This window comes from Syntrophobotulus glycolicus DSM 8271 (genome assembly GCF_000190635.1).
In the GTDB taxonomy this organism is placed as follows: Bacteria; Bacillota; Desulfitobacteriia; order Desulfitobacteriales; family Syntrophobotulaceae; genus Syntrophobotulus; species Syntrophobotulus glycolicus.
On the sequence record NC_015172.1, the window covers coordinates 742,658 to 760,224 of the forward strand.

Sequence of the window (17,567 nt, forward strand, 5' to 3'; positions counted from 1 at the left end):
GGAGGGATTCAAATATGCAGACAGCAATTGCTGAAGAAACACAATATGATCCTAATCGTATCGGGGTCGGCACCTTGCGGGAAGCTTATAGATTAAATGGCATATACGCCTTAGTTGAAGATGGGAAAATTAAAGGTTTCTATTATGAAAAAATGGAGGATGATACGAATGCCGAGGCAAATTAGGAACAAAATCATATCCAAGAGCGGCGGGATTACGATCCCGTCCGACATTCGGCGGGAATATACCAGCTACCTTGGCGGAGAGGCCGTCGATCTAGAAATCCAGGACGGTAAGATCATTCTCTCTCCTCACGCCCCAAGGTGCATGTTCTGTGGCAGTATCGAAGATATCAGGAAATTTGAAGGCCGCCATATTTGCGGTATCTGCATTACCAGGATGGCAAAGGAGGCGAAGTCAAGTGACTGAAGATCAGAAAAAAATAAAGACTATGGTAGATGAAATCGCCAAATGGTCCAAGCTGGCGGATGATTGCAAGCAGCAATTAGAGCGCCTGAAAGGTGAGTTTCAAAAGTTAGGGGCTGCCGAGCTGGAGAATACAAAACTGAAACAGGTAGAATTTTGGGGAAACGGTGCGGCCAAAGTTGTAGTCACCCAGAGTGAAACGGTCAAGGTATTCTCTCACACCTTCCTGTTGCAAACACTGGATCAGCTACTGAAAGACTTCTCAAAGGAAAAGGTCACCTACGAATATACCGAACCGTTCAAACGGATTCTGTCTTCCGTTTGTCAGGGAAATTACAGCGAAGGATCTTTGGATGACGTGATTTCCCAGATAACCGGGGATGATAAAACCAGGAAGGCCTTGAAAAAGAAGCTGAAAGGCAACTGGGAAAAAGATATTCAAGTTCTGTTGAGCCTTACTGAAATGACTGAACAAGAAGCTAAACACTATGCCTACTTCGTCCAGGAAATTATCAACTGGGAAAAGATCGTCCATCTGTTAGAATCAGCCGGTCATCATAAAGATACTCAAAATTTTGATGTTGCGCTCAATGCGATTAAACATGCAGTCATTGTCGAAGAAGGCGTAAAGGTCGGAATAGAAACGGGCGAGGTGGCCTGATATGGCCAGAGCAGCATTAAAAGACCGTAACCACATGATCAGACAAATTTGGGGAATGGCTAAAGAACTGAGCATGACTGAAGATGAACTTCGAGCTGCCATGTATCAGGCAGCTGGTAAAGAAAGTATGCGGCTGTGCAGTGATAAGGATCTTTATCTGATTCTATGCCACCTGGGGCGGCTGAAAGATCTTAAGAAAACCCAGCTTGGATATGCTACTCCCCAGCAGCTCTGGAAGATCCGCGAGCTGGAGAAGCAACTTGGATGGACGGATAATTCCAAACGTCTGAGGAAATTCATGGAGAAATATTCGGAAATTCAAAAGCTGGAATGGCTTAAATTTAAGCAGGCTGGAGATCTCATCGAATCGCTAAAAAAGGTTTTGAAACGTGAACGCAGTAAAAAAGATTCGCAAGAAAAACTGCAAAAAGCATAAAAAGATTGAAATTATCCTGCAAATCCTGTATAAAGGAGGTGGTTGGTTTTGACCTATGAAGATTGGATGGATGAGATAAAAATCGAAGATCTGCCCTCATGTTACAGAGAAATGGTTGAAATGATCGGATTCTCAAATACCCTGAAGCTGGCCGACAAGTACCAGGGTACCGGATTTTACTTTCATAAGATGGACTCAGCCATTCAGGAAGCAAGGAATAAACGGATCAAGGCAGAGTTTGACGGAAGCAATCAAAGAAGCCTGGCTAGAAAGTATCGGCTCTCAGAGGTCTGGATCCGACAGATATTAGCCGGTCAGGGTTTTGACGAAAACCAGCTGACAATGTTTGAGTCCACTTAAGCTTATAAATTAAATTTCTAAACTACTTTTCTCGATCGCTTAACACCTTGAGATATACAATCCCAGTATAAGAACTGGGATTGTTTTTATTAGTCTTATATCTTTGTAGCTTAACCGGTTGGTTAGGGCGGGATTTGATATATTTGCAATCTCAGTAATTACTGAGATTTTTTGTATTTATTAAGGAGGATAACTTATGCAAACGGAAATCGCAACTACCGTTAATCAAGTTTTGACAAATTTGGCCATAGGAGTTTTGGCCCTGCTGGGAGCGCTGGCCTCTTTCTATGTGCAGAAAGGGATCAAAAAGCTGCAGGCCGAGACACGGAAAATTCAGGATGAAGCGACTAGAAACATTTTCGACACTGCGCTTACAAGGCTAAACGATGTTGCTTTAAAGACAGTCAATGCCATTGAGCAAACGGCGAAAAAAGACATTCTGCAGGCTATCACTGAGGGAACGGCTGATCGTGATCAGTTAAAAAATCTTGCCACTGAAGCATATGAAGAAATCGTGGCAACCCTTGAACCTGAATATATGAATCTCATTGAAGATTCAATGGGTGATGCCCAAGCCTATATCATGAACCTCATTGAAGATAAACTTGTTGAAGTCAAACAGAAATACACACAAATAAACAGCTAAGTAAAGGTGAGAACATGATGCCGGATGTAACTTGGGTAATACAAACCCTTACAATGTTAGCCCTGGCCGTTATTAGCTACTTTATAAAAGACCTCAAAAAAAGCATCCAGGAGGATATCGCTGATAACAAACAAAGAATCGAAGACACCAACTGTAAGGTAGAAAAATTAGAGGGCGAATTCAACAACTTTAAAGTTGAACAGGCTAAAGAAATCTCGGCTCAATTCAAAGATTATGTATCAAAAAGTGAATTTGTCCGGGTCACGGCCAATTATGAACGCAAACTGGATAAGATCTATGATGCCGTCATGACATTGAAAACCGGAAACAAGGAGAGCTAATATGGACGACATACAAACAACGAGAAACAAAATGTATCGGGGGCAGGTTATAAAAACGCTGGGTTTTTTCTATCCGGATCCCATGTCGGTCGAAGACCTTAAAGGGGCCTTAATAGCTAGGGGAATTACCATTACGGCCGATACGCTGAAGGTCCTTTATTATCTTGAGGATAAAGAATATATCCGTCTTAAAGATGGCTGTAAGGAATTCAGCGACGATGACATTGTGGAACTGACGGCCAAGGGAATTGATCTGCTGGAGTCCACAATCATAGATCCCGGCGTTATTCTGTGAGGCGCTTATGTCTAAGAAGCGCAGAACTAGAATTTTTTCAAAGATAGACGAGCTGCCGGCAGAACTTCGGGAAGAAGTCAACTGGATGCTGTACAGCCCGGCCTATACTTATTTGGATATCGCCCTATGGCTTCAAGAAAACAACTATGACATATCCAGATCAGCCGTGGGCAGATACGCCCTCCGGCAAAATGCGGTGGCTCAAAAGCTCAGAGAAGCACAGGAACAAACTAAGGCTTTAGTCAATGTCATTAAACAGAATCCGGAGGCCGATTATACCGAGGCCACCATGCAGATGCTCATGAGTGAGCTGACCAAAAAAATTGCCAGCGCACAAGAGGAATTTGACGAGATGGACCTGGACAAAGCCGGACGCCTGGTCGTAGCAATATCCCGCACTAAAGTTTACAAAGATCGGGTCAAGGCAGATTTAATGAAAAAGGTTGACCTGGCCTTTACTAAATTCAAAGACCAGATACCGCAGGTCATCAAGAATGATCCGGACTTAAGCCGGCGCATGGAAGAATTGCTGGAAGAAGCGAAAGCCCTGGTGTTGACCGATGAATGATTTGGAACAGTTTGCCGGGCAGTTTGGGAAAAGTCAGGCACTCTCCTTTCCGGAATATTGCCTGAAGCATATTATCCTGGATGACCTTACACCGTATGATGTCTACAATCGTCCATACATGGCGGAGATTGTAAAGACCAGCTTCAAACATCCGAACTCTGTCGTGTCCAAAGGAGCACAGACGGGTTTCAGTACTTATTATCTGGCGCGGGCTATGTATATGGTGGACGTACTGGGAGCTAATCTGATCTACTACCTTCCTACTGACAAACTCGCAATCCGATTTGGAGAAACCCGCTTTGATCCCTATGTTGACCGCAGTGAATATTTGAAGTCACGCCTTATGGGAACTGATAAGGCGGGTTTGAAACAAATAGGAACTCACTTCTTTTATATGTTAGGTTTGCACGGTAAAGGTGGGGCGATCTCCATTCCGGCAGATGAGATCTTATTTGATGAAGTTGCCTTGATCAACCGTGAAAACATGGATCTGGCCCAGGACAGGATCCTGGCTTCTAAACTCGGTTGGCAAAGATACTTCTCTGCCCCATTGTTCGAGGAAGACGGAATCGACGAACTGTACCGCCAGAGCGATATGCGGAAATGGCTGGTGAAATGCTCAGGCTGTAATCACTACTCAATTGTGGAAGAAGATTTTCCGGATAACATCCTGGAAACGAAAGATTCAGACAAAAGGTCTATTCGGATTATTTGTTCGAAGTGTGGCAAACCTCTGGATGTTGCCCAAGGAAAATGGGTCCCAGAACATCCGGATAAAACGGATGAGACTATAGGTTATCGGGTACCGCAGCTGATCATTCCAGACGCCAGGCTTGACCTTATCTGGAGCCGTTGGAAACGTGCCCAGGGGAAACCCAATAAGCTGGCCCTAGTCCGCAGGTCCGCGCTTGGGATTGCCGACAGCGGGAATATGCAGCCGATCAACTCCACAACATTGCAACTGGTGGAAGCCGCAGGAGATTACTACTTCCAAGACTCTTCTGAAGAAGCTTGCGGGATCGGGATCGACATGGGCGACGCCGCCCACGTTGCGGTGCTGGCTCCCTACAAAGAAGACGGGTTCCGGATTGTGGCCGCCTGGCATGTTGACGTGGAAGATCTGTTGGAGATGATCCCACACCTGGAAGAAACATATAATGTCGGCTGCCTGGTGATTGACGCCATGCCATACAAGACGGAGTCCAAACGGGTGGTCAGGATCCTACAGACAGCTACCGGTTACATCCAATACTTTAAACAGAATTACAAAGAATCGACCGAAGGTGAAGAAGAAAAACAGGTTAACGTCATTCAGGTGGATCGGGATGAGTCCCTGGATGAGACAACGGAACTTTTCGGCTGTAACCCACCCAGGGCACTGCTTTTTAAGCCCAGAAATATCGAGGAAGAGAACACCCTGGAAGAAATACGCCGACAATTGAAGAAGCTCCTGAAGGAAGAGATTATCGGAGCTGACAGCAACAAACGGATTAGTTATAAAAAGAACGTGGAAAATCACTTTGGTATGGCTATCAATTCCGGCCGGATTGCCTTGAATCAGATGGGTGTTCATGGGAAGAAAAAAGGCCCGGCGATAAGCGGCGGTCAGGTAATCGGGCGGAGCTTAGCCTCAGACATTCACTGGTAAACGAGGAGGAAATATGGACAGATCACTGCTCGGACAAACAGGATCACAACTACAGGCAATGATTTACGCATTTGACGGAGCTGTCTACAATCCGGAAGCTATCCGCCTGAAAGAATACGAGCGTATGTTAGATACGGATGAAACCGTAGGTATCGCCTTCGATTTCCTTTCTCTTTCGATCTTAAGCCTAATGGGTACCTATCATCATCCTGACGATAAAATAACTACTTTCATCCATGAATGCCTGGAAGGTATGCAGGACAGCCTACCGATCGCCGCTATGGACATTCTTTCGGCTCTCTGGGCAGGGTTTTCAGCCACTGAAATTGTCTGGAAGCCAGAAGGAAGACAGATTAAGCTTGACTACATGGCAACCTATCACCCTTCTACGATCACTTTTGTACTTAATAACCGGGGCCGCCTGAGTGGTGTGAAGCAGCGCTGGATATTCTCGGCTCTGGATACGGACATCCCGGTCGAAAAATGCCTGATCTATACGCACAATAAACGGTTCAACAACTATTACGGGATCTCTGCCTTTAAACGGCTGCGAAAAAATTGGCTTCTAAAAGACGCTTTTCTAAAGATGTGGGCGCGGGCTTTGGATAAATACGGGACCCCGCTCACCACAGCAATTGTCCCTGAAGGAAATGTAGTCGATCCAGAAACAAACGAAGAAATATCCCAGTTAGGATATGCGACTAAGCTACTGGCTAATCTGCAAAACGGCACCGCTTTGGCTTTATCGGCCAAAGGAGATAAAGATAACCGCCTGCCGGACATCAAAACGACTTTTCCCGGCAGCGGCGTCGGGGATTCTTTTAACCAGGCCGTCGGATACCTAAATAAAATGATCTGCCGGGGCCTCCTCATTCCCTCGCTGGTTCTGGATGAGGGCGCACGCAGCGGAAGTTATGCTTTGGGGGAAAGTCACTTTGACGCTTTTATGTTGGGGATCCGGACAATTTATGTGCAGGTGACAGACATTATCCTGGATCAACTCATTCGGCGTCTGGTTGAATATAACTTTGGACCGCAAGACGAGTATGGCACCTTTCAAGAAAAGCCGCCCGGATCGGACCAGATTAAAGTACTTTCAGAAGCTTTCCAGGCACTGACAAACGGCGGGTATATGGATCCCTCTGTTCAAGAAGATCTGAATTATGTCCGGGTTGCAACCGGCCTGCCGGAACGGGAAGTAAAAGAAGCAACTAAAGAGACAGTGAAAAAGAGTTATTCCCGGTATTTGAGAGGCGATGACAATGGACAGTAAAGCGCTTTTTTGGCAGCTGGATCAAGCGGAATCTCGGCAATTACAGCGTTGGGAATCCTGGATCAAGGCTGTAGAGCGCAGCATCCCCTGGCGGGAAATGGAACGCCTGGATAAAGCATCGGGAACGCAACTATCAAAACTGGCTCTCCTGCCGGAATTTCAGGTTAACATCACCGGCCTGGGAAAAATCATGGCTGACCATGGTGCAGAAATGATCGGCGCCGGCATGGCGCACGGTGACCTCCTTGTGGCCGAACTGCACAAAAAGTATCGTCCGCGCAAGCTCGCTGATCTGCCGGGATGGGATCCGGAGAAGGCAACACCAACGCCGGAAGAAGCAATCAGCGTCATGGAACGCAGATCTCTGGTGCTGTCCGGAGACGTCGGGCTACAAATGGAAGCCGATATCAAAAAAACCATGGTGGAATATTTGATCGGGACCTCGCGCGATGAGACGGAAAGCCGGATCGTGGATCTGTTGCAGGATACACAGGAACGAGCCTCGCTGATCACGACGACGGAAAGCACCTACGCCTATAACCGGGGCCGTCTCGTAAGCTTCAAGGAAAACGATGTGGATTATGTTCGCTTCAGTGCTATTCGGGACGGGCGAACGTCTGAGCAGTGTAACAGCCGCCACGGACTGATCATGCGCTTGGATGATCCAAGATTGGCTGACAATACGCCTCCTCTGCATGGCCGCTGCCGATCGGTTTTAGATCCGTTGTACAGCGAATATCAGCCAGAAATGCTGACAAAGGAAAATCAGGATTGGAGTAAGGTGGTAGCCCTGCCGAAAGGCTGGAGAGCTGCTTAACCTATAAAGGAGGTGATGGAATTGGATAGTGAAGATCAAAAAGGCAAGCTCAAAATCCCGTTTTTTAGACTTGGTGCCTGGGTACACCCCAAATATGGCCCCATTAACGGTACCCAAGAAATGTTTAATCAAATGGTACAAAACTTTAACCAGCATGTTCTTGGTCGCCCTGTCTTTATACGCCTTGGTCATTCAACCGCTGCGGCTCCGGTTTTTGGAAATGTTCCGGCTGAAGCCTGGGTAACGGATTTGAAACAAGATGGTCCCATACTTTACGCTTTGGCCATTCCGACCAATGAGGAAATTCAAGAGGCTGTGCGCAATAAACAATACCGGTTTGCCAGTGCCGAATATGAGCTGAATTATATTGACAAAGAAACAGGTACAAACCATGGAGCTGTTTTAAGTGCGATAGGACTGACAAATGAACCTTTCCTGACTAAGCTACCGGATACTGTGGTGTTATCAGAACAAAATCAAGATGTTTTCTATTTGGATTATAAGGAGGTAGAAAAATCAATGACTGAAGAAAATGTAAACAATCCATTTCAAAAGCTGGCGGAAACTCTCATCAATTTTTTTAAAACTGCCGACGGGACACCCAACATGGCTTTAGCACAAACACAGGTAAAGCCGCCTTTAACGGAGGAGCAGCAAACCCAGCTGGCAGAAGTCCCGAAACTCACTGAACAGTTAAAGCAGACTCAAGCTCTTTTAGAGGAACAGGTTGCAAAGACCCAGGAAGCTATTATCGATCACAAGCTGGCTGAACTGGTTGCTCAGGGAATCCCGCCTGTTATGACGGAAAAAATCCGTCCGATACTTTTAGCCCAGGGAGTTGAGGGCAAAATCAAGCTGGCGGATGGAACAGAAAAACCTCTTGCCGACGTCTTGCTGGAAACCCTGGCAGCTCTGCCGCAGGATCAAAGAGTAAAGCTTTCGCAGGCCGGCTATCAGAGCAGCCGAAAAAATGGCTTGACAGCTAAAGATCTCTATGGGGATATTGTTCCGGGATTAAAAGATTAAGTAGGTGGACCGGATGACTAAGAAGAAACGGCTCACACAGCGCGAGAAGCGTTTGATGGCCGAGGCAAAGAAGGAGCTCCAAAAGAGGGGCGTCCTTCCGCCCGACAAGGCTAGGCTCAACCGCAAGAAGTTCGCGGCGGAAGTTCTCGCCGAGTTTGACGAGTTCGGCGGCATAGAGGACACGCTTTATTTGCACAAGGCTATCTACTGCATGGTCGGCCCAGATATGAGAGAGGTTTCGTCCGAGCAAGTCGGCGTCCTCAAGCTACTCAAGATCGCGATCGAGACTAAAAAGTTCATGAAGGGGCTCTCCTCAGAGGGCCGCTCTCAATACACAATTGGGGAATATATCGACAAGGTCGTCCACCCCATCATGAGACTTTAATCTGAGTGCCAGATCCCCTGTAACAGCTTGCGTTAATACTGCGTTACTGCGCGTTATTTTGCGTTAGAAATCCTCGGAGATAGGAATACCTCAATCCAAACTTCAAACAGCTCTAAAGAGCCTTATAATGAAAATTCAATTAAAGGAGTGTGACCTAAAATGCCGGAAGATATTCAAAGCTTGGACGGTACGGTGTTAACTGAACTTGCTCAGACCTTTGAGAATCACAAAACTACGATTAGAACATTTTTTCCTGTGCGTGAAGTACCGGAGTCGAAGGTAACGGTTGAACGCGTTTACAGCGGTGCAGGGATGGCTCCGCCCGTGGAAAAAGGACAGCCTGATCCTCTGGGCGATGGAGATAGACAGGTAGATTCTCAAACATACGAGCCAGTTTACAGCCGGGAATCCTTTCCTGTCCCCACAGAGAAGCTGAACAATCTGCGTATGCCGGGGACTTTGAACGAAAAATACGGGCGCCAATACATTGCGGATGAAACCAAACGTTATGTATCCCGGAGTGATTTACTCTTTGATTTCTTAGGAACTCAGATGTTTCAAGGTCAAGTAAATTATACCGACCCGCGCACCAAAAAGACTGTAAACATTTCCGCCGGGATACCCTCTGCCCATGTGATCACGACTGTACCAACTAAGCCATGGACGGATCCCGACGCTACCATAATCGATGATATTGACGAGATGAAAAAACTCATTCGCAACAACGGGAAAGTGCCGGCGACTCACATTTTTATGACAACCGACATGTGCAGTATAATGGCCAGAAATAAACAGGTTATTTCCCGCGCGGAATCCGCCAGGGACACCGGGTTTGTTGTATTCAAAGATGGTGACTTGATCAAGATCTGCGGATTGGAAATTATTTTGCAGGATACCGTATATGAAGCTTTAGCGCTGGCAACCGCCCCGAGCGGCACGATTAAAGTTAACACACCGTCTCCGGCAGCTGGGACTGCTGTTGAACTCACGATCGGCGGCGTCAGCAGTGGAACATATACGGCTGTTGATGGCGATACCGCAACTAAGGTTGCTGCAAATCTTTGCAACTTTATTAATAGCAACCCGGTCATGCCGGTAACGGCCACCGTGTCTGGTACAACCATTACGGTGAAACCGAAAAATGAACGCCTTAATCAAGAGATCGAGTTTTCATCAACCGGCGATATTGTAATCCAGATCACCGGATCTCCATTAGAAGTGACAGGCAGCGGTCTGGTTAAAACGGTTACTAAGATGATTCCGGATCACAAGGTTGTGATCTGCTGCAAGGAATTTGCGGGAGAAACTGTCGGACGCACAGATTTTGTAATTGGTGAACATCCGGAGGGCAAACCGGGAATTTGGTCAAGAGCAGCTAATTCTATACCTCCTGCTGCTCCGGGAGTTATAGTACAAATTGGCCGGGCCGGGGCACCTTACCTCCTGCATCCGGATTGGGTTGTTGTCAGAACTGTTTATACTCCAGGTTAAGAAACGGAAAAGAGGTGAAACCGGCTGGATGGTAACTCCATCTAGCTGGGCTGCAAAATGTATTGTACCCCTGAAGATATCCGATCAGAAAACGAACTTTTGCGCGATACCGAAACTTTCCCTGATGGAACGATCCTGCCATATATAGAGCGGTCTCAGACTCGAATAGAAACAAAGCTATCTAAGCGGTACAGAGTTCCCTTAGCGGAACCTGTACCGGAGATTGTCAAAACCATTGCGGTGGAAATGGCCTGTGGGTTTGTCCTGATTGGGGAAACAGCCAGCCGGAGCATCCAAGAGATCATCAATCTCGGCAACAGCAAAATCAAGCGGGCAGACACTGATCTGGAAGAGCTGATTGAAAAAGGACTGATCGATTCCATTCCCGGCATTGTCATGGCGACCGCGCCGGGAAGTGACAACCGGCCCCAGATCGGCAGCACTACTCCGAACAAAAGCCCGATTGAAGGAGCGCTCGACTGGTGAAGTATGAAATCAAATCGGATGATATTGAACCCATTCAAAAAAAGATGGAGATTCTCCTTTCCAGGGGGCTGGACTTAAAGCCGATGATGAGGACAGCCGGAGAAATTATGCGCGCTTCAGCCGGCAGGAATTTTGAGGCTGAAGGCAGGCCATCCAGATGGAAACCATTATCATCGGCTACGAAAGAAATATATTCCGGTAAGCTCCTGGATGAATATTCCCAGACAAAAGGCTACCAGAACGCCAAACGGGAAAGCACTCGAAAAAAGCGCAGCCAGGCGCATGTGCAGGCAAGACTTGGGGGTCGAAAGCTCCTGCAAGGCGAAGGCGATCTGAAGAAGTCTATCGTGATCGGAGAAATCACTTCCAGCAGCGTCAAGGTTGGTTCCTCTCTTCCTTATGCCCGGATCCACCAGCTAGGCGGGACAATCAAGCCTAGACGGAAGAAAGTCCTAATGATTCCCCTGGGCGGCGGTAAGTTTATGTGGTTGAAAAAAGTTACAATACCTGCCAGACCGTATCTTCTCTTTCAAAGCGAGGACCAGACGGCGATCGTTCGGGCGTTGGATAGCTATTTTTTAAGGAGTTTGTAGCATGGCGGCAGTAAGCGATATTATTCGCAAAACGGTAGATGTGTTAAAAGCAGAATCCGGGCTGGCCGAAATCAAGGAATGGCAGGAAGTCAATAACTTAATTACTTTAAAGTCGCCTGGGATCTCAGTCGGATTAGAAAAAGAAACCTTTACGGCATATGACCGCAAAGTTGATAATGCTGAAGCCAATTTAAAGATCTATGTCTGGGTCAAAGATTCGGATCCCGCTAGAGGTGAGGCGGAAGTCAGAACACTGTCCCACATTGTCAGGCTTGCACTGGCAAAGGATCTATATCTCAGCGGGCTTGTTGATTCGGGCTTTGTTTCCGGAATTGAATACCTGACAGCGGATGCCGGAAAAGAAATCCTAATCCACCTGGCGGAGATCGATTACCAAGTAAGTTATCTGGCCGAACGGACCGAATATGCCCCAGCCCTGGATATCGGAGAAATCAAGATTGAAAACGATGATTAAATTTAGAAAGGAGTGTTAGAAATGGCGAATGAATATATTGAGCCCAGGATTGCTATTGATGAGTCGGATGTCGGATCCCAAATTCAACCGGAAGTCAGTTTATCCGGAATAGGTATCGTCGGAACTTTTGAAAAAGGGCCGGTAAATCAGGCTGTTTTCATACAAAGCGCCAATAAATTGAAGTCTGTATTCGGCTCAGACAAAGCTGGGCTAACCGGAATTAAAAGCGCACTAGGAGCGTTGAACCAGGGAGCTAGTGATCTGAAGATTGTCCGGATTGGGACGGCTTCCATCAAAGCCGCAGAGCGAATGTTAAAAGACAGCACTGATACCGACAGTGTTAAAGTTACAGCGGCATCGCCGGGAACTTGGGGCAATGAGATCAAGGTTGCCGTAGCTGAAGGAACTCTAGAGAATACCTTCAGAATCATTGTAGTCTACGGGTCAGAATCAGAAACCCTGGATAATCTCACCTTGAACAATTTGGGCAGTGTTGTTTCGCAGTATGTGACTCTGGACAAAGTTGAAGGTGCTGCCCAGAATCCTAAAAATGTTACCGCTGCTCCGTTGACCGACGGCGATGACGGGGCAACGACCACGGATAGTGATTACGTGGGAGCTGTGGATGAGAATGGGGCCGCATCCGGATTAAGAGTACTGGAGACTGCACAGGTCGGTCTGGTACTCTGTGCCCAACAATATGGCACTACGGTGCAGAACGCCATTATTGCGCATTGTGCCAATGCTTCGATCGGACAAGGGTTGAGGGTCGGGATTTTGAATACGAACAAAGGATTGACTCCCGGCACAGTAGCGGCTCTGACCGCATCCCTGGATTCTGACCGGGCCATTGTTACCTATCCATGGGTTGAACCCAGCGAGGCCGCCGGCGCCTATGTGGCGCCTGACGGTTATTATGCCGGACTCCTGGCAGTGCGCAATTCCAATACCAGTCCTTCCAACAAACCGATGCTTGGGATTAAATCCACGGAAAGAGATCTGACGGATGCGGACGTGAAAGCTTTGACTTTGGCCAGGATCAGCCCGATCACGTTAATGCCGCGCCGCGGCGGGTTTGTGGTCCGCAATGGAGTAACCCTGTCAGCCTCTGACGCCTGGAGCCAAACTTGTATCCGCCGGGCCGCCGATGAGATTAACATGGAAGCCTATGACGCTATTCAGTGGGCAATCAGTGCCGAAAACACACCGGAGCTGAGGGCAGCAGTGGCCGCTCAATTGGATGCCATGTTACTTACTAAAAAGCAAAAAGGCCGGATTTACGATTATCAGTCCACGATCTGTGATGATACAAATAATACAGCAGAATCAATTGCGGCCCGGATTCTCAATGCAGTTATCCGTCCCCGTTTTACTTATCCGGCGGACTATGTGAATCTCTTTGTTCAAAGACAAACCGGATCCGGAAGTTAGGAGGTTCATTAGATGACGATTAGGATACTTGATAACTGCCCGGCGTGCGGTGCCTGCCTGATGGTCTGCCCGGTAAAGGCACTCGCGATATCTGGCAGCAAATTGACTGTAAATGAAAGCTGTATTGAGTGCGGGTTATGTATTCAGCAATGCCCAGTGCAACAGCTGGTACTGCCGAAAGATACCCCTTCTCCCTCCCCTGCCGGCAAGGGGAAAGGAAAACGCTCGGAAGATATCCAGGCTAAGGAGGTGAAAAATAATGCCAAAGTTACAGGGGTTTGATGTTTCGGTGACGATTACCGGGGCAAACGGTCCTGATCTCGTTGGTGAATACCAGGAAGTAGAATTTACGATCAAAGAAGATTCAGAGAAATATTTAGCCTTGGGTGAGCGGATTGCTGAACTTCTGGATGGAGAGATCTCCATTGAGGGGAAACTTAAGCGCGGCCATACTCAGTTGGATATTATCAACCGTATTTGGGGCACAAAAACTCTGAAACGAGGAGAAAAGATACCTTCTTCACCACGTTTCACAATTTCGTTCAATATAAATGCAAAGGATAAAGGCTTTTCTGGAAGGTACCGCCTGCTATCAAGCAAAATTGATGAGCTTGCAATTAAAGCCCAGGCCGGCAAGGATGTAGTCTCGGAGGATTTAAGCTTTAAGTCCGAGGGAATTGAACCTGTTAAATAACTTGGAGGAGGTAAAACCGAATGGAAAACCGGATATTTGGCCCGCTTACCCTACCCAGCGGGAAAGAAATCAAATTTAGGGAGCCGCTGGGAATCGACAGAAGCAGCGTGATGCAGTTTGTAAATATCTCTGAAGACAACATAATCAATAATGCCTTGCTCATTGACGAATACGTATCCGCGAAGTGTATCACTGAGATCGATGGAGCGCCTACTACGGGCGAATATAAGACTCTTTTTGACAACTGGAAATCCAGCGATATTTTATTTTACAAACGGGTTTACGAAAAGTGCGTGGGGATAGGTACTGATCTACAAGAGGAGGCAGACAAGGCCGCAGATTTTTTGCTCAAAAATTAGACCTTTACCGCTGGAGCCAGCTCGCGAAAGCATTCAATGTTTCCCTGACTGAGTGGTTAAATATGACACAGCAAATGAAAAGTGCAGTTTGGCGATCGCTGGAATGGTATAGTGAGCAAATAAAAATAGCTTCTGAAAATAATTAAGCCACCCTGATGGGTGGCAATGAGTAAGGGGCGGTGTCCCCGCCCCTACTAAATTTCCTCTTTAGCTGCTATTTGTTTTGCTTTAATTTTCGCCCAGGTATGACGCATTTCAAAATAAAAAAGTATAAACAAAATAATGAACCATAGCCATAAAGGACCGCCGAAAAAAGCTTGAAATAATGGTGCCAGCACAATAAAGACAAGACCCATTATTATTAAACCAAAAACCAGATTAGGTATTTTATGAAAAAGAATGTCAAAAATTGAATCAAACATTTTAAACACCTCCCATAACTTAATGTGAATTATATACCAAATAAAGGGACTTTACAATAGGAGGATCTAAATGGCTAGTACTACTATGCAGGTGGCCTTAATCCTGACGGCAGTTAATAACTTAGGACCAAATATTAAATCGGCTAAGAATATGATTGTCGGTCTGGGGAAGACGGCGGCTGAAACCCAAAAACGCATCAATGATCTTCAAAACCTGAAGGCTTCCGGAGTGGCAGATATCCGTTCAGGGGCGGCTATGCTTGTGCCGCTTGAAGAGGCTCTTCGCAAAGCGGCCTTATTTGAAGATGTGATGAATGATGTAGGAATCGCCAATTATGATGCTTCTATTCCCTTAAATATGCAAAAAGAACAGTTAGAAGAATTGTCTGACCTGGCGTTAAAATTAGGCGCTGAAACCAAGTTCAACAATACGGATGCGGCTAACGCCCAAATGGAGTTGCTGAAAAACGGGATGGCCTATCAGGATGTTATGGAAGGCGGAGCCAAGGCTTCCATGTATCTTGGGCAAACGGCGAAAGCCGCACCTGAAACTGCGGCGGAAGCCGTCAGCCAGTTGACTAACATGTTTCAATTGAACGGCAACCAGCTGATGCAGGTGGCTGACGATATCAACCGGGCCGCTAACGCCAGTAGCGCCGGGGTACAGGCTATCATGAATGATATGCAGCAAACCGGAGGGACAGCGAAGCTGCTGGGGCTGACAGCCAAGGATACTTCCCTCATGCTGGGGACCCTGCACAACATGGGGTTAGGCGATTCATCCGGAAACTATCTAAATGATATGCTGCTTAACTTGAATAAGGCCACACCAAAGGCCCGCAAAGCACTAGAAGAAATGGGACTGCTCAAAGATGCTACGGTCACATATACGAAATCCGGAACAATGAAAGTCAGTGGCGGTCAAAACAGCGTTTTTAATTCGCAAGGTCAAATTAAAAACGCTCAGAGTCTCGTCGAAAGTTTACGCGCCTCTATGATTGGCGTCGATCTCAGCAGTTTGTATGACACCAACGGAAAGATGCTGCCGGATGATGAAATTGCGTCTATGGTGGAGTCGAGTAATAAGTTAAAAGCACTCCAAAACTTTAAGGATGTTTTCGGGATACAGGGGATGAGAGCAGCGATTGCCCTGGCGCAAACAGGTAAAGGCAGCTATGAAGAAATGGTTGGAAAAGCCGGTAACATGAAAAGCATCGAAGAGCAAGTTATCTCCCAACAAAGTACGCTGATCGGTAAACTTGAAACGTTGAAAGGATCCGCGGAAACGTTAATGACTTCATCAGGAACTCCCATGATCGAGGAATTGAAAAGTTATGCTGATACGGCAAATCAGATCGTAGATACTATCCAAGTATGGACAACAGCTCATCCGGAAGCGACAAAGGCGATAATGAAAACAGTTATAGCTTTAGGTGGGCTGCGTATTGGACTCGGTATTGGTAAGCTTCTTACGTCACAATTCGGATTTATGGGCATTGGTATAGGTAATGCTGCATCGAAGGTAATTGGCTTTGCCTCAACTTACAGCTATTTCCGCCAAGGATCAGGGATTTTTAGATCCCTCTGGAGCGCAATATCTTTCGGTAGTCCTGTTTTAACAAAAGCGGGATCAATCGTTGGAGGTTTTGGTGGTAAAGTACTGACCGCAGGCAGCCAGGCATTGATAGCCGGGGGCCGTATGGCGTTAGCCTGGGTAATCGGCTTAGGTCCTGTCGGTTGGATTGTAGGCGGTGTCACATTAGCTATCATTGCTGCAGTAGCCGCCTGGAAAACCAATTTCGGAGGGTTTCAAGACTGGGTAATTAAATGGGCAACTAAAGTGGTTGAAATCATCAATAAAGTGCGGAATTTTTTTGGGGCGTCTTCCTTGGAATATGACTGGATGGTCCAATCTAGCGACGGAAAAAATCTGCAGGCATTAAATAGCCCAAAGACAACCCCATTTTTGGGAGACGGAAGCAAAACAACCGACAACCGTCAGTTTAATTTCCAGATCCAAAGCACGGATCCCAAAGCAGCCGCTGGTGAAGTTAGTTCGATTTTAGGCGGCAAAGGCATGGATAAATACCAAATGTCCAGAGATCCGCGCTTTTCATCTGATCCGGTATATCCCTGATTTTTAGTAAGGAGGGAATGTTGTGGACGTATATCTGGATAGTTTTAAGTTTAGTCCTGCTCCGCGCCAGAAGATAAGCTATAACAATCCCAGGGTATTAGCGAAGCTGGACATTCCTGGGGCGGCCCCCTCCTATCAGGATATGGGAGAAGACGGGACAGTCGTCAGCTGGTCTGGAGTATTGACCGGTAATGCTTATGCCAGCGCAGTGCAGCTTGAAAACATGAAAAATACCGGTAAACCGGTACAGCTCAGAGTGACGGACTGCCCGGAGCTGAGTATCCCGGTACGGATCAGCAAATTCGAATGGGATTTTGTACGTAAAGATTATGTGTCCTACAGCATTGAATTGTTCGGCGAGCCTCCTGAGTCTCCCCTTGAACCGGTGATTGTATCGAAAAACACATCATCTGTTCAAAGTGTGACGGTAACACCAGTTAAAACATACACCGTGGTCGCAGGGGATACACTTTGGGCAATATCAAGCCGTTTTTTGAGTAAACCCACCCGCTGGACAGAAATTGCGAAGCTAAACGGAATTGCTGACGAAAGAAAGTTACAAATCGGTACCGTATTAAAAATACCCAGTTGAGGAGC

Annotated in this window: 25 protein-coding genes; 24 read left to right on the forward strand and 1 reads right to left on the reverse strand. The window is 46.8% G+C overall.

Annotated elements, in window-relative coordinates:
* Positions 1-14 precede the first annotated feature (14 nt).
* The 22 genes from SGLY_RS18060 (at position 15) to SGLY_RS03980 (ending at position 14,411) form a co-directional block, all read left to right on the forward strand.
* The gene (locus SGLY_RS18060; RefSeq protein ID WP_013623986.1) at positions 15-185 is read left to right on the forward strand and encodes a hypothetical protein; all 171 of its coding nucleotides are present in this window, start codon (positions 15-17) and stop codon (positions 183-185) included.
* Positions 169-429, forward strand: a complete 261-nt coding sequence (locus SGLY_RS03880) for an AbrB/MazE/SpoVT family DNA-binding domain-containing protein (RefSeq protein ID WP_013623987.1) — start codon at positions 169-171, stop codon at positions 427-429. Before SGLY_RS18060 ends, SGLY_RS03880 begins: the two co-directional genes overlap by 17 nt.
* Positions 422-1,087, forward strand: a complete 666-nt coding sequence (locus SGLY_RS03885) for a hypothetical protein (protein ID WP_013623988.1) — start codon at positions 422-424, stop codon at positions 1,085-1,087. The genes SGLY_RS03880 and SGLY_RS03885 overlap by 8 nt, the downstream gene beginning before the upstream one ends.
* A gap of 55 nt (positions 1,088-1,142) precedes the next feature.
* On the forward strand, positions 1,143-1,523 hold the full coding sequence (locus SGLY_RS03890) for a phage protein GemA/Gp16 family protein (RefSeq protein WP_169312006.1): 381 nt from the start codon (positions 1,143-1,145) through the stop codon (positions 1,521-1,523).
* Positions 1,524-1,571: 48 nt separating this feature from the next.
* Positions 1,572-1,883, forward strand: a complete 312-nt coding sequence (locus SGLY_RS03895) for a Mor transcription activator family protein (RefSeq protein WP_013623990.1) — start codon at positions 1,572-1,574, stop codon at positions 1,881-1,883.
* A 196-nt stretch (positions 1,884-2,079) separates the two neighbouring features.
* Positions 2,080-2,529, forward strand: a complete 450-nt coding sequence (locus SGLY_RS03900; protein WP_013623991.1) for a hypothetical protein — start codon at positions 2,080-2,082, stop codon at positions 2,527-2,529.
* A gap of 17 nt (positions 2,530-2,546) precedes the next feature.
* Positions 2,547-2,870, forward strand: a complete 324-nt coding sequence (locus SGLY_RS03905; protein WP_041444608.1) for a hypothetical protein — start codon at positions 2,547-2,549, stop codon at positions 2,868-2,870.
* A gap of 1 nt (position 2,871) precedes the next feature.
* The gene (locus tag SGLY_RS03910) at positions 2,872-3,165 is read left to right on the forward strand and encodes a hypothetical protein (protein WP_013623993.1); all 294 of its coding nucleotides are present in this window, start codon (positions 2,872-2,874) and stop codon (positions 3,163-3,165) included.
* Between the two features lie 7 nt (positions 3,166-3,172).
* Entirely contained in the window at positions 3,173-3,733 is a 561-nt protein-coding gene (locus SGLY_RS03915) for a phage protein Gp27 family protein (RefSeq protein WP_013623994.1), read from the forward strand.
* Entirely contained in the window at positions 3,726-5,381 is a 1,656-nt protein-coding gene (locus SGLY_RS03920; protein ID WP_013623995.1) for a phage terminase large subunit family protein, read from the forward strand. The genes SGLY_RS03915 and SGLY_RS03920 overlap by 8 nt, the downstream gene beginning before the upstream one ends.
* Positions 5,382-5,394: 13 nt before the next feature.
* Positions 5,395-6,654: a phage portal protein family protein gene (locus SGLY_RS03925; RefSeq protein WP_013623996.1), complete on the forward strand. Its 1,260-nt coding sequence runs from the start codon at positions 5,395-5,397 to the stop codon at positions 6,652-6,654.
* Complete coding sequence (locus SGLY_RS03930) at positions 6,644-7,471, forward strand: minor capsid protein (RefSeq protein ID WP_013623997.1); 828 nt, start codon at positions 6,644-6,646, stop codon at positions 7,469-7,471. Before SGLY_RS03925 ends, SGLY_RS03930 begins: the two co-directional genes overlap by 11 nt.
* A gap of 15 nt (positions 7,472-7,486) precedes the next feature.
* A complete protein-coding gene (locus SGLY_RS03935) occupies positions 7,487-8,497 on the forward strand; it encodes a hypothetical protein (protein WP_427916602.1) in 1,011 nt (336 codons plus the stop codon).
* A 13-nt stretch (positions 8,498-8,510) separates the two neighbouring features.
* Positions 8,511-8,882 carry a hypothetical protein gene (locus SGLY_RS03940; RefSeq protein ID WP_013623999.1) on the forward strand — a complete coding sequence of 124 codons (372 nt, stop codon included), beginning with the start codon at positions 8,511-8,513 and terminating at the stop codon, positions 8,880-8,882.
* Positions 8,883-9,041: 159 nt separating this feature from the next.
* Positions 9,042-10,373, forward strand: a complete 1,332-nt coding sequence (locus SGLY_RS03945; RefSeq protein ID WP_013624000.1) for a major capsid protein — start codon at positions 9,042-9,044, stop codon at positions 10,371-10,373.
* Positions 10,374-10,430: 57 nt separating this feature from the next.
* Entirely contained in the window at positions 10,431-10,859 is a 429-nt protein-coding gene (locus tag SGLY_RS03950; protein WP_013624001.1) for a phage protein Gp36 family protein, read from the forward strand.
* The gene (locus tag SGLY_RS03955) at positions 10,856-11,452 is read left to right on the forward strand and encodes a phage virion morphogenesis protein (RefSeq protein ID WP_013624002.1); all 597 of its coding nucleotides are present in this window, start codon (positions 10,856-10,858) and stop codon (positions 11,450-11,452) included. The genes SGLY_RS03950 and SGLY_RS03955 overlap by 4 nt, the downstream gene beginning before the upstream one ends.
* 1 nt (position 11,453) lies before the next feature.
* Positions 11,454-11,927, forward strand: a complete 474-nt coding sequence (locus SGLY_RS03960; RefSeq protein WP_013624003.1) for a hypothetical protein — start codon at positions 11,454-11,456, stop codon at positions 11,925-11,927.
* Between the two features lie 21 nt (positions 11,928-11,948).
* The gene (locus SGLY_RS03965) at positions 11,949-13,358 is read left to right on the forward strand and encodes a phage tail sheath C-terminal domain-containing protein (RefSeq protein ID WP_013624004.1); all 1,410 of its coding nucleotides are present in this window, start codon (positions 11,949-11,951) and stop codon (positions 13,356-13,358) included.
* 12 nt (positions 13,359-13,370) lie between these two features.
* A complete protein-coding gene (locus tag SGLY_RS03970; protein ID WP_013624005.1) occupies positions 13,371-13,640 on the forward strand; it encodes a 4Fe-4S binding protein in 270 nt (89 codons plus the stop codon).
* Complete coding sequence (locus tag SGLY_RS03975) at positions 13,618-14,052, forward strand: hypothetical protein (RefSeq protein ID WP_013624006.1); 435 nt, start codon at positions 13,618-13,620, stop codon at positions 14,050-14,052. Before SGLY_RS03970 ends, SGLY_RS03975 begins: the two co-directional genes overlap by 23 nt.
* Before the next feature lie 20 nt (positions 14,053-14,072).
* Positions 14,073-14,411, forward strand: a complete 339-nt coding sequence (locus tag SGLY_RS03980; protein ID WP_013624007.1) for a hypothetical protein — start codon at positions 14,073-14,075, stop codon at positions 14,409-14,411.
* Positions 14,412-14,605: 194 nt separating this feature from the next.
* On the opposite strand, the gene SGLY_RS03985 is transcribed toward SGLY_RS03980, so the two are convergent.
* Entirely contained in the window at positions 14,606-14,833 is a 228-nt protein-coding gene (locus SGLY_RS03985; RefSeq protein ID WP_013624008.1) for a hypothetical protein, read from the reverse strand.
* Between the two features lie 70 nt (positions 14,834-14,903).
* On the opposite strand from SGLY_RS03985, the gene SGLY_RS03990 reads away from it, so the two are divergent.
* Positions 14,904-16,970 (forward strand): phage tail tape measure protein, encoded by a 2,067-nt coding sequence (locus tag SGLY_RS03990; protein ID WP_013624009.1) that lies wholly within the window; start codon positions 14,904-14,906, stop codon positions 16,968-16,970.
* A gap of 22 nt (positions 16,971-16,992) precedes the next feature.
* Positions 16,993-17,562: a LysM peptidoglycan-binding domain-containing protein gene (locus SGLY_RS03995; RefSeq protein ID WP_013624010.1), complete on the forward strand. Its 570-nt coding sequence runs from the start codon at positions 16,993-16,995 to the stop codon at positions 17,560-17,562.
* Positions 17,563-17,567: the final 5 nt, after the last annotated feature.

Bases quoted from the DNA above. Each gene is read 5' to 3' on its own strand.
- SGLY_RS03980 (WP_013624007.1), top strand. From the start codon at position 14,073: ATGGAAAACCGGATATTTGGCCCGCTTACCCTACCCAGCGGGAAAGAA.
- SGLY_RS03920 (WP_013623995.1), top strand. From the start codon at position 3,726: ATGAATGATTTGGAACAGTTTGCCGGGCAGTTTGGGAAAAGTCAGGCA.
- SGLY_RS03940 (WP_013623999.1), top strand. From the start codon at position 8,511: ATGACTAAGAAGAAACGGCTCACACAGCGCGAGAAGCGTTTGATGGCC.
- SGLY_RS03880 (WP_013623987.1), top strand. From the start codon at position 169: ATGCCGAGGCAAATTAGGAACAAAATCATATCCAAGAGCGGCGGGATT.
- SGLY_RS03935 (WP_427916602.1), top strand. From the start codon at position 7,487: ATGGAATTGGATAGTGAAGATCAAAAAGGCAAGCTCAAAATCCCGTTT.
- SGLY_RS03900 (WP_013623991.1), top strand. From the start codon at position 2,080: ATGCAAACGGAAATCGCAACTACCGTTAATCAAGTTTTGACAAATTTG.
- SGLY_RS03965 (WP_013624004.1), top strand. From the start codon at position 11,949: ATGGCGAATGAATATATTGAGCCCAGGATTGCTATTGATGAGTCGGAT.
- SGLY_RS03970 (WP_013624005.1), top strand. From the start codon at position 13,371: ATGACGATTAGGATACTTGATAACTGCCCGGCGTGCGGTGCCTGCCTG.
- SGLY_RS03945 (WP_013624000.1), top strand. From the start codon at position 9,042: ATGCCGGAAGATATTCAAAGCTTGGACGGTACGGTGTTAACTGAACTT.
- SGLY_RS18060 (WP_013623986.1), top strand. From the start codon at position 15: ATGCAGACAGCAATTGCTGAAGAAACACAATATGATCCTAATCGTATC.
- SGLY_RS03910 (WP_013623993.1), top strand. From the start codon at position 2,872: ATGGACGACATACAAACAACGAGAAACAAAATGTATCGGGGGCAGGTT.
- SGLY_RS03915 (WP_013623994.1), top strand. From the start codon at position 3,173: ATGTCTAAGAAGCGCAGAACTAGAATTTTTTCAAAGATAGACGAGCTG.
- SGLY_RS03890 (WP_169312006.1), top strand. From the start codon at position 1,143: ATGGCTAAAGAACTGAGCATGACTGAAGATGAACTTCGAGCTGCCATG.
- SGLY_RS03905 (WP_041444608.1), top strand. From the start codon at position 2,547: ATGCCGGATGTAACTTGGGTAATACAAACCCTTACAATGTTAGCCCTG.
- SGLY_RS03950 (WP_013624001.1), top strand. From the start codon at position 10,431: ATGTATTGTACCCCTGAAGATATCCGATCAGAAAACGAACTTTTGCGC.
- SGLY_RS03960 (WP_013624003.1), top strand. From the start codon at position 11,454: ATGGCGGCAGTAAGCGATATTATTCGCAAAACGGTAGATGTGTTAAAA.
- SGLY_RS03985 (WP_013624008.1), bottom strand. From the start codon at position 14,833: ATGTTTGATTCAATTTTTGACATTCTTTTTCATAAAATACCTAATCTG.
- SGLY_RS03930 (WP_013623997.1), top strand. From the start codon at position 6,644: ATGGACAGTAAAGCGCTTTTTTGGCAGCTGGATCAAGCGGAATCTCGG.
- SGLY_RS03990 (WP_013624009.1), top strand. From the start codon at position 14,904: ATGGCTAGTACTACTATGCAGGTGGCCTTAATCCTGACGGCAGTTAAT.
- SGLY_RS03975 (WP_013624006.1), top strand. From the start codon at position 13,618: ATGCCAAAGTTACAGGGGTTTGATGTTTCGGTGACGATTACCGGGGCA.
- SGLY_RS03925 (WP_013623996.1), top strand. From the start codon at position 5,395: ATGGACAGATCACTGCTCGGACAAACAGGATCACAACTACAGGCAATG.